This window comes from Streptomyces sp. NPDC025721 (assembly GCF_055558595.1).
Genome location: NZ_JBVHMF010000001.1, coordinates 626,994 through 642,042, shown reverse-complemented (window position 1 = coordinate 642,042; position 15,049 = coordinate 626,994). Strand labels below are relative to the sequence as shown.

Sequence of the window (15,049 nt, the reverse complement as noted above, 5' to 3'; positions counted from 1 at the left end):
TCCGGTCGTCCCCGGCTCATCGCGGGGCTCTCCCTCACGGGACGGGACAGCGCGGGCGCCTGTGACACCCGAGGGACGGTGCGGGTGTGCGAAGTGTGCGGGGGAATGTCAGTGCGGCTTGATAGGGATCTTGATAGGGATGGGGCATGACTGAGCGTGTGACGATCCATGACGTCGCTCGAGGGCTGCCGTCGATCGCGGGGCTGCGGGATGTGTGCCGGGCGTCGGCCGCGTTGGAGATCGTGCGGTATCCGGGGGCGGGGGAGATTCAGGGGGACGGCCGGGGGGAGCTGGAGCGGATCGGCTACCCGGTCGCGCGCTGACGGGGGGCGGGGACATGGCACGCAGGGGCGGGCGCAAGGCGCCGCCGTCGCCGTTGGCGCAGCGGGACGGCGTGGACCCGGTGCGGCTGCGGCTGCCCGGCGGGGGCGGGGAGCCGCCGACGGTGGCGGCGTATCTGCTGGAGCGGTACGCGGGGGCGGTGGGCGCGGAGCGCGTCGGGGCGATGCTGGCCGAGGGGCGTTTCGTGACCGCGGACGGCGGTCCGGTGACGGCGGGGACGGCGTACGAGGCGGGCGCGTACGTATGGTTCCACCGCGATGTGGCACCGGAGACGGCCGTGCCGTTCGAGGTGAGGGTGGTGTACCGCGACGAGCGGATCGTGGTGGCGGACAAGCCGCACTTCCTGGCGACGACCCCGCGCGGGCGGCACGTGACGGACACCGCCCTGGCGCGGCTGCGGCGCGACTGCGGGCTGCCCGAACTGTCGCCCGCGCACCGGCTCGACCGGCTGACGGCGGGCCTGGTGCTGTTCGTGGTCCGCCCCGGGGACCGGGGCGCGTACCAGACGCTCTTCCGGGACCGGCGGGTGCGCAAGGAGTACGAGGCGGTCGCCGCGTACGACCCGCGGGTCGAGCTGCCGAGGACGGTACGGAGCCGGATCGTGAAGGAGCGCGGGCGGATCGCGGCGTGGGAGGAGCCGGGGCCGCCGAACGCGGAGAGCCGGGTCGAACTGCTGGAGCGGCGCGGTGCGCGGGGCCGCTACCGGCTGCTGCCCGCGACGGGCCGTACCCACCAGTTGCGGCTGCACATGAGCGCGCTCGGCCTGCCGCTGCTGTACGACCCGGTGTATCCGCGGGTGCTGCCGGAGCCCGAATCGGAGGGCGGCCGGGAGGACTTCACCCGGCCGCTGCAACTGCTCGCGCGGGCGCTGGAATTCACCGATCCGGTGACCGGACGGGCGCTGCGGTTCGACAGCGCGCGGGAGCTGGCGGCGTGGCGCGAGGCCCTGTGACCGGTCGGCCACGCTCCGGTGGGCTGGTTGCGGGGCCGCGGGGAAGTACGGGATGGTTGCTGGACGGCAACGGTCTTCTGGTCGCCGTACGCAACTGTCCCCTAGTCGATGAGGTGAGGGATTCGCTCAGCGGATCCTGAATGTGTGGTTGGTTCCGTCACGACGGCAGCCGGTGCGGACGCACCGGTGAGCGTTTCGAGGAGCGACACTCCGTACCCCCTGCTGGCGCCCTACCCGGTGCTCGTGGTCGAGGCCGACGGCAGGCTGATACTCGCGAACGAGGCGGCGGGGGTTCTGCTGCCGGGGGCCGGGAAAGGGGTGGCGCTCGCGGACGTGGCGCCACCGTGGCTGTCGCGGGCACACGAAACGCTGCACGCGCCGACGGAGGAATCCCCGGGCACGGACGTGGCCGCCACCGCTGACGTGGACGTTGCCGCGACCGCTGACGTCGACGTGGCCTGGGGTGCGGTCGGCGGGCGCACCTTCGAGGCGCATCCGACGGTGCTGGCCGACGGAAGCGCCGTGTGGTGGCTGGTCGAGGACACCGACCGGCGGCTGGCGCGCGAGGCGTTGCGCATGGAACGCGAGCGCACCGAATTCCTCAGCCGTTCGTCCAACCTGCTGCTCTCCTCGCTCAACCTGGACCGGTGCATGGACGTCACCGCGCAGATGGCCGCCGAGCACCTGGCCGACGCCGCCATGGTCATCGCCCCGTCGCGGGCGAACCGGCTGCCGGTGGTCTCCTGTGTGCGCGGCGGCAGCCCCTCGCAGTCGCACCTGGGCGTCGATCCGGACGAAGTGCCGGGGCTTGGCGAGGCGTTGCGCGGCTTCCCGCCGGTGCCCTCGCGCTGGCTCGACCCGGCGACGGCCCCCTCCTGGCTGGTGCCCGAGGGCTTCGGGCCGGTCGGTTCGATAGTGATCACCCCGCTGCCGGGGCACGGGGTGTCGGCGGGCGCCCTCGTCCTGCTGCGGCGCTCGGAGACCGACGCCTTCACCGAACGCGAAGAGGTCTTCGCCCGGCTGTTCGCCGCGCGCGCGGGCGCCGCCATGTCGGCGGCCCGGCTGTACGCGGAGCAGTCGGCGATCACCGAGGTCCTGATGCGGGAACTGCTGCCGCCGTCGCTGCACCAGGTCGGCGGGGTGGACTTCGCCGGCGGCTACCGGCCCTCGCAGGACCACGAGCGGATCGGCGGGGACTTCTACGACGTGCACCCGTCGGTGACCGAGGGCGAGGCGTCGCTGGCGGTGCTGGGCGATGTGTGCGGCAAGGGCCTCGAGGCGGCCGTGCTGACCGGCAAGATCCGCAACACCCTGCACGCGCTGCTGCCCATGGCCGACGACCACCAGCGGATGCTCAGCCTGCTGAACACGGCGCTGCTGAACTCCCACCACACCCGCTTCGCGACGCTGATCCTGGCCTCCGCGCTCCGCGACGGGCACCAGGTGCGGCTGCGGCTGACCAGCGCGGGACACCTCGCGCCGCTGATCGTGCGGGCCGACGGCGAGGTGGAGCAGGCCGACACCAAGGGCACCCTGGTCGGCGCGATCCCCGACGCCGTCTCCCGTACCGTCACGCTGTCCCTGGCGCCCGGCGAGACCTGCGTGCTGTACACGGACGGGATCACCGAGGCGCGCGGCGGCCCCCTGGGCGGCGCGCTGTTCGGCGAGAAGCGGCTGCGCCGCGTGCTGTCGGAGTGCGCGGGCATGCCCGCGGAAGGAATCGTGGAGCGGGTCCAGATGCTCGCCGCCGAATGGGTCGGCACGGGGCGTCACGACGACATGGCCGTCGTCGTGATCTCCGCGCCCCGGACGCACCACCTGAGTGCGGTGAACGGCCGTACTCGGGGCAGGTACACAGCGTGAGCACCGACACCGAGCCGACCGCACCCTCGTCGCACTCCGCGTCCTCGCCGCCCGCCCCGCCGTCCGGAGCCCGCTCCGGACCTGATCAGGGGCTCGGGCGGCGCGTGACGGAGCTGTGGGAGGCCGTCGCGCACGGCGACGAGCACGCGGCGGCCGGTGTGGTGCTCGGCGCGCTGGACACGGGGGTGGACGCGGAGAGCGTGCTGCTCGACGTCATCGCGCCCGTGCAGGGCAAGGTGGGCGAGGAGTGGGCGGCCAACCGGCTGAGCGTCGCCGAGGAGCACGCCGCCACCGCGATCAACGACCGGGCGGTGGCGGCGCTGTCCCTGCACCCGGCCGCCCGTACCGAACCCTGGCGGGGCAGGATCACGGTGGCCTGCGTCGAGGGCGAGTGGCACGCGCTGCCCGCCCGGATCCTCGCCGAGGTGCTGAAGCTGCGCGGCTGGCGCGTCGACTTCCTCGGCGCCCAGGTGCCCACCCCGCACCTCATCACCCATCTGCACCGCACCGCGTGCGACGCGGTGGCGCTCTCCAGTTCGCTGGCCACCCGGCTGCCGACCGCGCACGCCGCGATCACCGCGTGCCAGGCCGTCGGGGTGCCGGTCCTCGTCGGCGGCGCCGCCTTCGGCCCGGACGGCCGGCACGCGCGGCTGCTGGGCGCCGACGCCTGGGCCCCCGACGCGCGTACGGCCGCGGAGCGCCTCGCGCGCGGCCCGCTGCCGCGCCCGCAGCCCGAGCACCAGCCGATAGACGATCTGCCGCACCTGGCCGACCAGGAGTACACGATGGTCGCGCGCGCCCGTACGGCCCTGGTGCGGACCGTCTTCGGCGGGCTGGAGGCCGCCTTCCCCGCGATGCGCGCGTACAGCGAGCTCCAGCGCGAGCACACCGCGCAAGACCTCGCGCACATCGTGGACTTCCTCACCATCGCCCTCTACACGGGCGACGAGGACCTCTTCGCGGACTTCCTCACCTGGACCGCCGGGATTCTCGCCGCCCGCGGCGTTCCCGCGCACAGCCTGCCGCCCGCGCTGCGGATCCTGTCCGACGAGCTGAAGGACTTCCCGCGCGCGGTCCGGATACTCCGGCTCGGCACCGACTGTCTGACCTCGTCCGCACTCACCACCGCCAGGACCACCGCATGACCACGATTCCCCCGAGCCATCTGCGGCTGACGGCCGTCGACACCGAGACGACCGTGCGGATCGAACTGCACGGCGACCTCGACTACGACAACGCCGACCGGCTGCTGGCCGTCGTGAGCGACAAGATCGCCGACAATCCGCGCCTGGCGGACCTGCACCTGCACTGCGCCGGGCTCGGCAGCACGGACTCCAGCGGGCTCTCGGCGCTGCTGATGATCCGCCGCCGCACCGACGAGGCCGGTGTCCGGCTCCACCTGGACGACCGGTCCCCCGCGCTGGAGCGGCTGCTGACGATCACCGGCACGCTCGCCCATCTGACGGCGCTCCCCGCGACCGGGGCCGGTGCGGCGGAGCCGTCCGCCGCCGAGCAGGCCGCCCCTTCCACGGGCCAGGACCCGCGGGCCTGAGACCCGCGCGGGCCGGGCATGCTCTGTGGCGGCTTTGCGGGCCGTGCGGGCTCTACAGGCTTTACGGGCTCAGGACGTCATCGAGGCCGCCGGGGTGAGCACGGCGAAGAACGCGCCCTCGGGGTCGGTCAGCAGGGCGAGGCGGCCGACGCCCGCCATGTCGGTGGGGGGCAGGAGGGCCGTGCCGCCGCCCTCGGTGGCCCTGGCGACGACGGCGTCGCAGTCGTCGACGCCGAAGTAGGGCTGCCAATAGGCCGTACCGGCGGGGAGCAGGTCGGGGCCGAGCTGGAGGATGCCGCCGTGCGAGCCGTCCTGGCCGCCGCCGGAGCGGGACACCACGGTGTAGACGTCGGCGGACGCGTCGCCGGGCAGCGGCATGTCCTCGTAGTCCCAGGCCAGGACCGCGGCGTAGAAGTCCTTGGCGCGCTGGGCCCGCGGTGTGTACAGCTCGGTCCAGCACAGGCCCCAGGGGCCGACGTGGTCCAGGCCCTTGTTGGTGCCGGGCTGCCAGACGCCGAATTCGCCGCCGGTCGGGTCGGTGTAGGAGGCGAGGCGGCCCTGGTCGAAGACGTCCATCGGCGGCACCCGTACGGTGCCGCCGTTCTCCTCGACGGCCGCCGTGGTGGCGTCGGCGTCGGCGGTCTCGAAGTAGACCGTCCAGGCCGGGTGGGCGCCGGTGTCCTGGAGCGGGCCCAGCGCGGCGACCGTCGCGCCGTCCCGCACGAAGGTGCCGTACCCGCCGGACGCGGGGCCGCCCGGTTCGAATTCCCAGCCGAAGAGCGAGCCGTAGTACGCGGCGGCGGCCGTGGTGTCGCGGCTGCCCAGGTCGATCCAGTCGGGCGCGCCGGGCACGTAGTCGTTGGTGAGCATGGGTGCCTTCCTCCCGGAGCTGTCGTGCGGTGGCCGGGCGGATCGGAGCCGTCCGGGCGGATCGGAGGCGTCGGGCGGATCAGGGGTGCCGGGCGGATCGGGCGGGTGCCGGGCTTTTTGTCCGATTGGGACGCAGTGTCCTCTCTCACACCCAGCATGGCAGCCGGTCCCGACAATCGCCGTTCGTGCGCAGGTCACCGCCTTGGCGGGTGAAACGGAAGGCGCCGTGCCGCATCGACACGGTCACGCGCGGTGTTTAACGGATTCGGGATTGTCAGTGCCGCCGTCTACTGTGGTTCACATGTACGGGGGAAGTCTCGATCAAGCGAACGCGGCCCTGCGCGCTTATGTGCAGGAGCACGGCGACCGGCCTTGGACGGCCGAAGAGCTCACGGAGCTGGCGCGGCTGCGCGCCGAGTGGACCGCCGCCGCGCGGGGTACCCAGATGCCGATACGCCCGGTCCAGGGCCCGGCCGTCGGCCCGGTGAGCGGCGCGGCGGTCGTCACCGCCGCGTAACGCTCACCGTCGGACACACGGGGCGCGACGCGCCACGAGCGGTCCGCGAACATTCCGCGAACACCCCGCGATCAGCGAGCGGGCCCCGGCACATCAGTGATCCGGCTTCGGCCGTCAGACCCGCGCCACGGCGTGCGGGGGACGGAGCGTGTCCGCGCCGGGGGTGGGCTCCGACGGGTCGCCGCCGACCGTGATGATCCGGTTGTCGGCGTCCACATGGACGACGGCCGGGCGCAGCGCCCTGGCCTCGGCGTCCTCGACCTGCGCGTAGCTGATCAGGATGACCAGGTCTCCGGGGTGCACGAGGTGGGCGGCGGCGCCGTTGATGCCGATGACGCCGGAGCCGCGCTCGCCCTCGATGACATAGGTCTCCAGCCGGGCGCCGTTGGTGATGTCGACGATGTGGACGAGTTCGCCGGGCAGCAGGTCCGCGGCGTCCATCAGATCGGCGTCGACGGTCACGGAGCCCACATAGTGCAGATCCGCCTGGGTCACGGTGGCCCGGTGGATCTTCGACTTGAACATGGTGCGCAGCACGCTGCCGCCTCCTGGTGAAAGAGCTGGTCGCGTCCCTGCCACGGGTACGCGCCGACGCGTCCAGCCTAGGCGAGCGCCCGGCGCGCCGGGACCGGCGGGGCGCCCGGAGTGCCGAAGATCTCAGCTTCGTGGAATACCCCTAGGGGGTATATGGTTGTTCCCGGCGGACGGAGAAGCACGTCCGCACAAGCAGGCACGCACGCACGTATCGAGGAGAACACCATGAGCGAGGCCGTCTACTCCGTGTCCGGGATGAGCTGCGGTCACTGCGAGTCCGCGATCACCAAGGAGGTCACCGCGATTCCCGGTGTCACCTCCGTCAAGGCGGTCGCCTCGACCGGTCTGCTGACCGTCGTGTCCGAGCAGCCGGTGGACGACGAGTCGGTGCGCGCCGCCGTGGACGAGGCGGGTTACGAACTGGTCGGCCGCGCCTGACCGGCGCTTCGCGGCCTCCACGGCGGGGGCCGGGGGCAGGGGCCGGGCGGCAGGAAAGGTACGACGGGGACACGAGGGGAGCGGGAGTGGCCATGACCACGGCGGCGAAGGACGGCGGGACGGCGGCGGCCGAGCAGGCGGTCGAGCTGGAGATCGGCGGCATGACGTGCGCGTCCTGCGCCGCGCGGATCGAGAAGAAGCTCAACCGGATGGACGGCGTCAGCGCCACCGTCAACTACGCGACCGAGAAGGCCAAGGTGGCGTACGCCGAGGGAGTCGCGGTCGGCGATCTCATCGCGACCGTCGAGGCCACCGGGTACACCGCCGCGCTCCCCCCGCCCCCGCTCGCGCCCCCGGCCGACGCCGACGGGACCGCCGCCGGCCCGGTGCGCGACCCCGAATCGATCTCCCTGCGGGAGCGGTTGATCACCGCCGTCGTCCTCGCCGTGCCGGTCGTGGCGCTGTCGATGGTCCCGGCGCTCCAGTTCGACAACTGGCAGTGGCTGGCGCTGACGCTCGCCTCACCGGTCGTGGTCTACGCGGGCTGGCCCTTCCACCGCGCCGCCTGGACGAATCTGCGGCACGGCGCCGCCACCATGGACACCCTGGTGTCGGTCGGCACCCTCGCCGCGTACGGCTGGTCCCTGTGGGCGCTGTTCTTCGGCGACGCGGGCATGTCCGGCATGAAGGACTCCTTCGACCTCACCGTCTCGCGCGGCGGCGGCAGCGGCCACATCTATCTGGAGGCGGCGGCCGGGGTCACCGCGTTCATCCTGGCCGGGCGGTACTTCGAGGCCCGCGCCAAGCGGAAGGCGGGGGCGGCGCTGCGCGCGCTGCTCGAACTGGGCGCCAGGGACGTCGCGGTGCTCCGCGACGGGCGGGAAGTGCGTATCCCCGTCGGCGAGTTGGCGGTCGGCGACCGCTTCGTCGTACGCCCCGGCGAGAAGATCGCCACCGACGGCGTCGTCCGCGACGGGGGCTCCGCCGTCGACGCGTCGATGCTCACCGGGGAGTCCGTACCGGTCGAGGTCGGACCCGGCTCGCGGGTCACCGGCGCCACCGTCAACGCGGGCGGGCGCATCGTCGTCGAGGCCGAGCGGATCGGCGCCGACACCCAACTCGCCCGTATGGCACGGCTGGTGGAGGACGCGCAGAACGGCAAGGCCGCCGCGCAGCGGCTCGCCGACCGGATCTCGGCCGTCTTCGTGCCCGTGGTGATCGTGCTGGCGCTCGGCACGCTCGCCTTCTGGCTGCTGACCGGGGAGGGCGCGACCGCCGCCTTCACCGCGGCCGTCTCCGTCCTCATCATCGCCTGCCCATGCGCGCTCGGGCTCGCCACGCCGACCGCGCTCATGGTCGGCACCGGGCGCGGCGCGCAACTCGGCATCCTCATCAAGGGACCCGAGGTGCTGGAGTCGACGCGGGCCGTCGACACGGTCGTGCTGGACAAGACCGGGACGGTCACGACCGGGTCGATGACGCTGACCGGGGTGCGTGTGTCGGGAGCCGAGGAGGCCGACGTCCTGCGGCTGGCGGGCGCGCTGGAGGACGCCTCCGAGCACCCGATCGCGCGGGCCGTCGCCGCCGGGGCGCGCGAGGCGGCCGGTGAACTGCCGCCGGTCACGGACTTCGAGAACGTCCCCGGCCTCGGTGTGCGCGGTGTCGTCGAGGGCCACGAGGTGCTGGTCGGCCGCGAGCGGCTGCTGAGCGGGCGCGGGCTCGTCCTGCCCGCCGACCTCGCCGAGGCCAAGGCGGCGGCCGAGGCGCACGGCGGCACCGCGGTGATCGTGGGCTGGGACGGGCGGGCGCGGGCCGTGCTCGTCGTCGCCGACGCCGTCAAGCCGACGAGCGCGGAGGCCGTCCGGCGGCTGCGGGCGCTCGGCCTGCGGCCGATGCTGCTCACCGGGGACAACGCGGCCGTCGCGGCGGCCGTCGCCGCCGAGGTCGGCATCGACGCGGCCGATGTCTTCGCGGATGTCCTCCCGGAGGACAAGGTCGCCGTCGTCCGGCGCCTCCAGGCCGAGGGGCGCAGCGTCGCCATGGTCGGCGACGGTGTGAACGACGCCGCCGCGCTCGCCCAGGCCGACCTCGGGCTCGCCATGGGCACCGGCACCGACGCCGCCATCGAGGCCGGGGACCTCACCCTGGTCCGCGGTGACCTGCGCGTGGCCGCCGACGCCATCCGTCTCGCGCGGCGCACGCTCGGCACCATCAAGTCCAATCTCTTCTGGGCCTTCGGCTACAACGTCGCCGCTCTGCCGCTGGCGGCGGCGGGGCTGCTCAACCCGATGATCGCGGGCGCGGCCATGGCCTTCTCCTCCGTCTTCGTCGTGGCCAACAGCCTGCGCCTGCGCGGCTTCCGGCCGCTGAGCCGGTAGTGACGGCGGGGCGTGTGAGCATGAGGTCATGAGCGGAACGCGGCGGCGACAGGCCGGGAACGAGGAGCGGCGGGGGCGGCTGGTGCGGCGGCAGCTCCGGGCCGTGGGCACCTGCGAGGAGGTCGCCGACGCGCTCGTGGCGCTGCACGCGACCGATCCGGCGACGGTGTTCCTGACGGTGGCGGCGCGGCTGCGCGAGCCGGGCGACGGCGTCGGGGCGCTGGAGGAGGCGCTGTACGGGGAGACCGGGTCGCTGGTGCGGATGCTGGCGATGCGGCGCACGATGTTCGTCGTGGGCCGGGCGGCGGCGCCGGGGGTGTACGCGGCGGCCGGGCGGCAGATCGCGGCGAAGGAGCGCAAGGGGCTGCTGGCGTTCCTGGCGGAGGGCGGCGGCTGGGACGAGGCGTGGCTGGAAGGCGTCGAGGCACGGGTGCGCGCGGCGCTCGACGCGCACGGCGAGACCAGCGGCGCGGGGCTGTCGAAGCTGGTGCCCGAGCTGCGCGAGCAGGTGCTGGTGGCGGCGGGCAAGCCGTACGAGGCGCGGCAGAACGTGGCGAGCCGGATCATCAGGACGATGGCCGCCGAGGGCCGGATCGAGCGGCGCAGGCCGGCCGGGTCGTGGACGAGCAGCCAGTTCCGGTGGGCGAACGCCGAGCCGCTGCCCGACGTGCCGGTGGCCGAGGCGCGCGCCGGGGTGGTGAAGGCGTGGCTGGGGGCGTACGGGCCGGGGACGGCGGCCGATCTGAAGTGGTGGACGGGCTGGTCGCTGACGGAGGTGCGCACGGCGCTCGCGGCGGTCGGCGCCGAGGAAGTGCTGCTGGACGGGGACGCCGTCGGCCACGTACTGCCCGGTGACGCCGGGCCGTCGGCGGACGCGCCGCCGCCGGCCGCGACGCTGCTGCCCGCGCTGGACCCGACGCCCATGGGGTGGCAGGAGCGCGACTGGTTCCTGCCGCGCGAGCACCGGACGTCCCTCTTCGACCGCTCGGGCAACGTCGGGCCCACCGTGTGGTGGGGCGGCGAGGTGATCGGAGGCTGGGCGCACCGCGCGGACGGCACTGTCGCCTGGCGGCTGCTGGCCGACCGGGGCGCGCGGGCGGCGGACGCGGTCGAGGCGGCGGCGGAGCGTCTCACCGCTTTTCTCGCGGGCGGCGGTGTGACGGTCACACCGCGATTCCGCACCCCTTTGGAGCGCGAACTGTCCGCGTGACCGGGCCGGGACCCGCGCACCCGGCCGGGACCCGCGCACCCGCTGGACTCGGTAGGCCGCGCTTACGCGCGGCGCGGCCGTATAAACCTCGCTTTCCGGACAGAATCCGGAGCGTGCATCTCCCCTCACGCCTCTCGCGTGTCACCCGCGCTGTGGCCCGCGCCGTGTGGGCGTACATCCGCAGCGCCCCCGGCACGTACATCTGGCTGGCGATCCTGTTCTTCACCACGGTCGCGATCCACCGGATGGCGCCCGCCACGGTGGACGACTTCCTGCGGCTGCGGTCGACGAACATCCGCAATCTGTCGAGCCAGCCGGTCCGCGCCCTGGTGCGCAGCGCGCTGTGGACCGACGGCGGCGGATGGCTGCCGTACGTGCTGCTCTACACGGTCTTCCACGCCACCGCCGAGCGCTGGCTGGGCACCTGGCGGTGGCTCGCGGTCGTGCTGATCGGGCACGTCGCGGCGACGTACATCAGTGAGGGCGTGCTGCTGTGGGCGATCCGGCACGGGCACGCGCCGCAGTCGGCCGCCGAGACCCTCGACGTGGGCGTCAGTTACGGGCTGGCGGCGGTCGAGGCGGTGCTGACCTGGGCGGTCACGATGCCCTGGCGGTACCTGTACGGCGCCTGCGTGCTGCTCTTCTACGGGCTCGCGCTGGGCGAGGGCCGCACCTTCACCGACGTCGGGCACTTCACGTCGGTGCTGCTCGGCCTGGCCTGCTACCCGCTGACACGCGGACGGCCGGGTCGGATCGACCCGGCCGCCGCGTACCGGAGCCTGCGCGGTGCCGCCCGCGGGCGGCTCGGGGTCAGCCGACCCGGGTGAGCTTCGTGCCGAACGACGGCTCGCTCAGGTCGGACTGGAGGACGACCGGCACCGTGGTGCGGGCCGAGCCGGTGCCGAAGCCGATCGTGCCCACCTCGGCGCCGGACGTCGCGGTGTGCGGCAGCCCGTCCTTGAGGGGGGTCAGCGACAGCGTCGTCCTCAGGCCCGGCCAGCCGACGGCCTTCAGGTCCTTGCTCGCCACGACCGGCGTGTGACCGCCGAGCCCGTCGTCCACATAGCCGACGACCTCGCCCTTCTTCACTATCGTCGACGACGTCAGGCCGCCCTGCACGGAGTTGATCAGCTTCTGCGAGTTGACCAGCGCCGCCTGGAGGCTGTCGTAGACGGTCGTGCCGCCGCGCTGCTGGAGGACGACGCCGAGGATCAACTGGTCCTTGCCGTCGACCTTCTTGTTCGCCGCCCACATCAGGGCGCCCCCCGCGGGGGTGCTCGAACCGGTCTTGATGCCGATCACACCCACGTTGACCAGGTCGTTGTTGTTGTTGTAGATCGTGCCGACGCCGGGGATGTCGATGTTCGGCTGCGCGACGACCGACCGGAACACGTCGTTCTTCATGACCTCGCGGGCCAGCTTCAACTGGTCGACGGCGGTGCTCCGCGTGGTCTCCTCGAAGCCGCTCGCGCCGGTGTACGTGGTGTTGGTCATGCCGAGGTCGGCGGCGGCCTTCGTCATCTTCGTGACGAACGCCTCCTGGGTGCCGGAGTCCCAACGCGCCAGCAGGCGGGCGATGTTGTTGCCCGAGGGGATCAGCAGCAGTTGCAGCATCTGCCGCTCGGTGAACTGCTGGCCCTTCTTGACCTGCGCGGTCGACTCGTCGCTCGAACTCGCCTCGTCGGCCGCCTGCGCGTCCACGGGGATCGTCGGACCGGTCTGCTTACCCGTCAGCGGGTGGTCGCGCAGGATCAGATACGCGGTCATCACCTTGGTGACGCTCGCGATCGGCACCGGGGTCTGCGCGCCGTGCACGCCGAGCGAGCCCAGGCCCTCGACCTCGGCCACCGACTGGCCCTGCGACGGCCACGGCATGGACTGCGGCAGCGGCGTGCCGTCGAAGGTGTACGACGAGGCCGCGGTCAGCGCCATCGACGGCGCCGGCAGCGGGCGCAGCGCCTGCACCACGACGAACACGATCGCCAGCAGCACCACCAGCGGGGTCCAGATCTTGAACCGGCGCGCGACCGTCCGCAGCACCGTCTGGCGCGGCGGCGGGGTGTTCGTCAGCTCCGCGAGCAGCTTCAGCGGCGCCTCGGGCTCCGGCGGCACGGGCATCGACCGCGTCCCGTCGGGCCCGGCCGCCGCGCCGTCCGGCGAGGCCGCTGTGGGGGTGCCGATCGCGGACGGGCTCCCGGCGTACGGGGGCAGCGGCGCGCCCCCGGCGGGCTTCGGCGGGGCGGACGGCTGCCCGATCGGGCCCGCGGCCGGACTCTCCGAGGGCTTCACGGGGCCCGTACGCGGCTTGGCGGACGCCGGGGGCGGCTGGGGCGCCTCATAGGGCGCGGAGGCGCCAGAGGGCGCGCTACGGGCTCCTGAGACGCCTTCCGCGCCCTGGGCCGCCGGGCGCTCGGCGGGGAGATCGGACACAAGCGGGCGCAGGACGGAGGCGCTCCGGGCGCCGGGGCCCTTGGGGGCGTTGTCCTCGGGGGCGCTCTCGGGGGCGTCCTGGGAGGTGTTCTCGGAGGTGTTCCTGGACGCGGAGCTGTCGCCGTCCTCGGGCGCGGAGCTGTCGGAGCCCTCCGGAGCGGCGTCCTCGGCGTCACCGGCGTCCCCCGCGTCACCGGCAGAGGGCGCGGCGTCCGCCACGTCGTCGGCGGCGTCGGTCGAGGTCGCCGGGGCGGCGTCCTCGGGGTCCGCGGGGTCCGCGTCCTCGGATTCCTGGCCGTCACCGGAGGCCGGGGCCGCGTCCGATACGTCGCCCGGTACGTCGTCGGCGTCGGCCTCGGTCACGCCCTCGGCGTCGTCCACGCCGTCCCCGTCGGCGCCCTCAGCCGTACCGTCACCGGCCGCAGAGCCGCCGGCGGTGGCGCCGGCGCCCAGCAGGCCCCCGCGCCCCCCGACGCGCAGCACGGCGGTGTGCTCGTCGCGCTCCGCCGCGGGCGGCCCGGCCGGCGCGGAGTCTTCCGCTTCCGGACCCGTTTCGGAGTCCGGCCCGTCCTCGGAGGCTTCCCCGGCGGCGGAATCCGGGTCCGGGAGGTCACGATTCGGTTCCGCTTCCGGAGGCAGGACCTCCGGGGTGCGGGGCGCGGGCGGCGTCGTGGACGTAGCCGCGTCGGAGGATTCGTCTACGGCCGCTACGCCGTCCGGCGTATTCGCCGTGGAGGCGGCGGAGGAGGCGGCGGCCGGGTGGGGGCGTGCGCCGGAGCCCGCGGAGTCCGCCGATTCGGGGGGCGCGGAGGGGACGGCTCCGACCGCGGCGCCCGCGTGCTCCTCCCGTACGCCCTCCGCCACGCGTGTCCCGTGCCCCTCGGTGGGCGTCCGGAACACCACCAGCCTCGGATCAGCGGTCGACCGCTCGACCGCCTCCCCCGACGTGCTCTGCCGCTGTTCCCTGCCGGGGGACTCGCCCGCCACGCAGACCTCCTCCACACATCACGAAATGGCCGCACACATCGTGCGGGGGCGGATGCCGAATGGCACCCATACCCCTTCAAAGCTCACACTGGCAGTGTCCCGCCGACAGGCCCGCGACCCGTCCGCGACACCACCGCCCACCCCGTAGACGAGAACGACATACCACCCGGTTCCCGTCGATAAGGCAAAGGCGCTCTCGACAGGCCGGTGTGAGAGGCGTCACCCTGTCATTCATCCACGCGGGGAGGCATGGATGGGCAAGAGCCGCAGAACAATTCCGGAAGAGCTGTTGCTGCTCGCACTGGACCCGACGACCGGGACCACGGCGCAGCCTCAATCGCTCGACCTCGGCCTCGCCGGGGCGCAGCTCGTCGAGCTGGCCCTGGCCGGACGGATAGCCCCTGACGGGGATCGTATAGCCGTGGTGCACCCACGGCCGACTGGAGATCCGACCCTGGACTCCGCTCTCGAACTGCTGCGGCGACGCGGCAGTCCGGTGCGGGCCGTCCACTGGATCGGCGGACCCCGCCTCGGGCTCCGCCAGACGTATCTCGCGCACCTGGAGCGGTGCGGCATGGTGCACGCCGTGCCCGGCCAGATGTGCGGGGTGCTGCCGACGACGCGGTACCAGGCGTCCGACAGCGCGGTCAGCCGGGAGATCCGTACCCGGCTGGACAGTGCGATCCGTACCGGCGTGCCGCCGGACCCGCGGACCGCCGCGCTCGCCGCGCTCGCCCACGCCGTGGGACTCGGCAAGCACCTCTACCCGGGCAACGAGGGCCGGTCGTCGCGATCGCGCCTGCGTGACCTGATCAGGTACGACCCGATGGGCGGCCTCGTCGCGCATGCCGTGATGGATGTGCAGAACGGCGTGGCGGCGCAGCCGAAGCGGCCAGCCGCTCCGGCACCGCGAGCGGCGGGGCACAGCACCATGGCCCGCGCCGGCGCCCGTTGAGTCGGCGTGCGACAGCGAGTG

14 protein-coding genes are annotated in these 15,049 nt (G+C 73.8%); 11 read left to right on the top strand and 3 right to left on the bottom strand.

Features of this window, described 5'->3' with window-relative positions:
- Positions 1–146 precede the first annotated feature (146 nt).
- From ACZ4EF_RS02840 to ACZ4EF_RS02820, 5 genes are all read left to right on the top strand, one after another.
- Positions 147–323 carry a hypothetical protein gene (locus tag ACZ4EF_RS02840; RefSeq protein ID WP_355337760.1) on the top strand — a complete coding sequence of 59 codons (177 nt, stop codon included), beginning with the start codon at positions 147–149 and terminating at the stop codon, positions 321–323.
- 14 nt (positions 324–337) lie between these two features.
- Entirely contained in the window at positions 338–1,294 is a 957-nt protein-coding gene (locus ACZ4EF_RS02835) for a pseudouridine synthase (RefSeq protein ID WP_391162397.1), read from the top strand.
- A gap of 186 nt (positions 1,295–1,480) precedes the next feature.
- Positions 1,481–3,157 (top strand): PP2C family protein-serine/threonine phosphatase, encoded by a 1,677-nt coding sequence (locus ACZ4EF_RS02830; protein WP_467502408.1) that lies wholly within the window; start codon positions 1,481–1,483, stop codon positions 3,155–3,157.
- Positions 3,154–4,302 carry a cobalamin B12-binding domain-containing protein gene (locus tag ACZ4EF_RS02825; RefSeq protein WP_401310527.1) on the top strand — a complete coding sequence of 383 codons (1,149 nt, stop codon included), beginning with the start codon at positions 3,154–3,156 and terminating at the stop codon, positions 4,300–4,302. The genes ACZ4EF_RS02830 and ACZ4EF_RS02825 overlap by 4 nt, the downstream gene beginning before the upstream one ends.
- A complete protein-coding gene (locus ACZ4EF_RS02820) occupies positions 4,299–4,709 on the top strand; it encodes an STAS domain-containing protein (protein ID WP_355337754.1) in 411 nt (136 codons plus the stop codon). Before ACZ4EF_RS02825 ends, ACZ4EF_RS02820 begins: the two co-directional genes overlap by 4 nt.
- Before the next feature lie 69 nt (positions 4,710–4,778).
- Here the strand turns inward: ACZ4EF_RS02820 and ACZ4EF_RS02815 are convergent, their stop codons facing one another.
- A complete protein-coding gene (locus ACZ4EF_RS02815; protein WP_355337751.1) occupies positions 4,779–5,579 on the bottom strand; it encodes a VOC family protein in 801 nt (266 codons plus the stop codon).
- 301 nt (positions 5,580–5,880) lie between these two features.
- Here ACZ4EF_RS02815 and ACZ4EF_RS02810 point away from each other — a divergent pair, with 301 nt between their 5' ends.
- A complete protein-coding gene (locus ACZ4EF_RS02810) occupies positions 5,881–6,096 on the top strand; it encodes a hypothetical protein (protein ID WP_188279703.1) in 216 nt (71 codons plus the stop codon).
- A gap of 114 nt (positions 6,097–6,210) precedes the next feature.
- On the opposite strand, the gene panD is transcribed toward ACZ4EF_RS02810, so the two are convergent.
- Positions 6,211–6,633: an aspartate 1-decarboxylase gene (gene panD / locus ACZ4EF_RS02805; RefSeq protein WP_355337748.1), complete on the bottom strand. Its 423-nt coding sequence runs from the start codon at positions 6,631–6,633 to the stop codon at positions 6,211–6,213.
- A 222-nt stretch (positions 6,634–6,855) separates the two neighbouring features.
- Here panD and ACZ4EF_RS02800 point away from each other — a divergent pair, with 222 nt between their 5' ends.
- From ACZ4EF_RS02800 to ACZ4EF_RS02785, 4 genes are all read left to right on the top strand, one after another.
- Complete coding sequence (locus ACZ4EF_RS02800) at positions 6,856–7,068, top strand: heavy-metal-associated domain-containing protein (protein ID WP_467502405.1); 213 nt, start codon at positions 6,856–6,858, stop codon at positions 7,066–7,068.
- 92 nt (positions 7,069–7,160) lie between these two features.
- The gene (locus ACZ4EF_RS02795) at positions 7,161–9,446 is read left to right on the top strand and encodes a heavy metal translocating P-type ATPase (RefSeq protein ID WP_467502403.1); all 2,286 of its coding nucleotides are present in this window, start codon (positions 7,161–7,163) and stop codon (positions 9,444–9,446) included.
- A gap of 28 nt (positions 9,447–9,474) precedes the next feature.
- Complete coding sequence (locus ACZ4EF_RS02790) at positions 9,475–10,656, top strand: winged helix DNA-binding domain-containing protein (protein WP_467502401.1); 1,182 nt, start codon at positions 9,475–9,477, stop codon at positions 10,654–10,656.
- Between the two features lie 113 nt (positions 10,657–10,769).
- Positions 10,770–11,483: a rhomboid-like protein gene (locus tag ACZ4EF_RS02785; protein WP_355337739.1), complete on the top strand. Its 714-nt coding sequence runs from the start codon at positions 10,770–10,772 to the stop codon at positions 11,481–11,483.
- Here the strand turns inward: ACZ4EF_RS02785 and ACZ4EF_RS02780 are convergent.
- A complete protein-coding gene (locus tag ACZ4EF_RS02780; protein ID WP_467502399.1) occupies positions 11,467–14,073 on the bottom strand; it encodes a D-alanyl-D-alanine carboxypeptidase family protein in 2,607 nt (868 codons plus the stop codon). The two genes, ACZ4EF_RS02785 and ACZ4EF_RS02780, sit on opposite strands and share 17 nt — an antisense overlap.
- A gap of 253 nt (positions 14,074–14,326) precedes the next feature.
- Between ACZ4EF_RS02780 and ACZ4EF_RS02775 the strand changes: the two genes are divergently transcribed.
- Positions 14,327–15,028, top strand: a complete 702-nt coding sequence (locus ACZ4EF_RS02775; RefSeq protein WP_355337733.1) for a GOLPH3/VPS74 family protein — start codon at positions 14,327–14,329, stop codon at positions 15,026–15,028.
- Positions 15,029–15,049: the final 21 nt, after the last annotated feature.

Excerpts from the sequence above, each read along its gene's own strand:
- ACZ4EF_RS02840 (WP_355337760.1), top strand. The coding sequence starts at position 147 with ATGACTGAGCGTGTGACGATCCATGACGTCGCTCGAGGGCTGCCGTCG.
- ACZ4EF_RS02835 (WP_391162397.1), top strand. The coding sequence starts at position 338 with ATGGCACGCAGGGGCGGGCGCAAGGCGCCGCCGTCGCCGTTGGCGCAG.
- ACZ4EF_RS02820 (WP_355337754.1), top strand. The coding sequence starts at position 4,299 with ATGACCACGATTCCCCCGAGCCATCTGCGGCTGACGGCCGTCGACACC.
- ACZ4EF_RS02815 (WP_355337751.1), bottom strand. The coding sequence starts at position 5,579 with ATGCTCACCAACGACTACGTGCCCGGCGCGCCCGACTGGATCGACCTG.
- ACZ4EF_RS02810 (WP_188279703.1), top strand. The coding sequence starts at position 5,881 with ATGTACGGGGGAAGTCTCGATCAAGCGAACGCGGCCCTGCGCGCTTAT.
- ACZ4EF_RS02800 (WP_467502405.1), top strand. The coding sequence starts at position 6,856 with ATGAGCGAGGCCGTCTACTCCGTGTCCGGGATGAGCTGCGGTCACTGC.
- ACZ4EF_RS02795 (WP_467502403.1), top strand. The coding sequence starts at position 7,161 with ATGACCACGGCGGCGAAGGACGGCGGGACGGCGGCGGCCGAGCAGGCG.
- ACZ4EF_RS02790 (WP_467502401.1), top strand. The coding sequence starts at position 9,475 with ATGAGCGGAACGCGGCGGCGACAGGCCGGGAACGAGGAGCGGCGGGGG.
- ACZ4EF_RS02775 (WP_355337733.1), top strand. The coding sequence starts at position 14,327 with ATGGGCAAGAGCCGCAGAACAATTCCGGAAGAGCTGTTGCTGCTCGCA.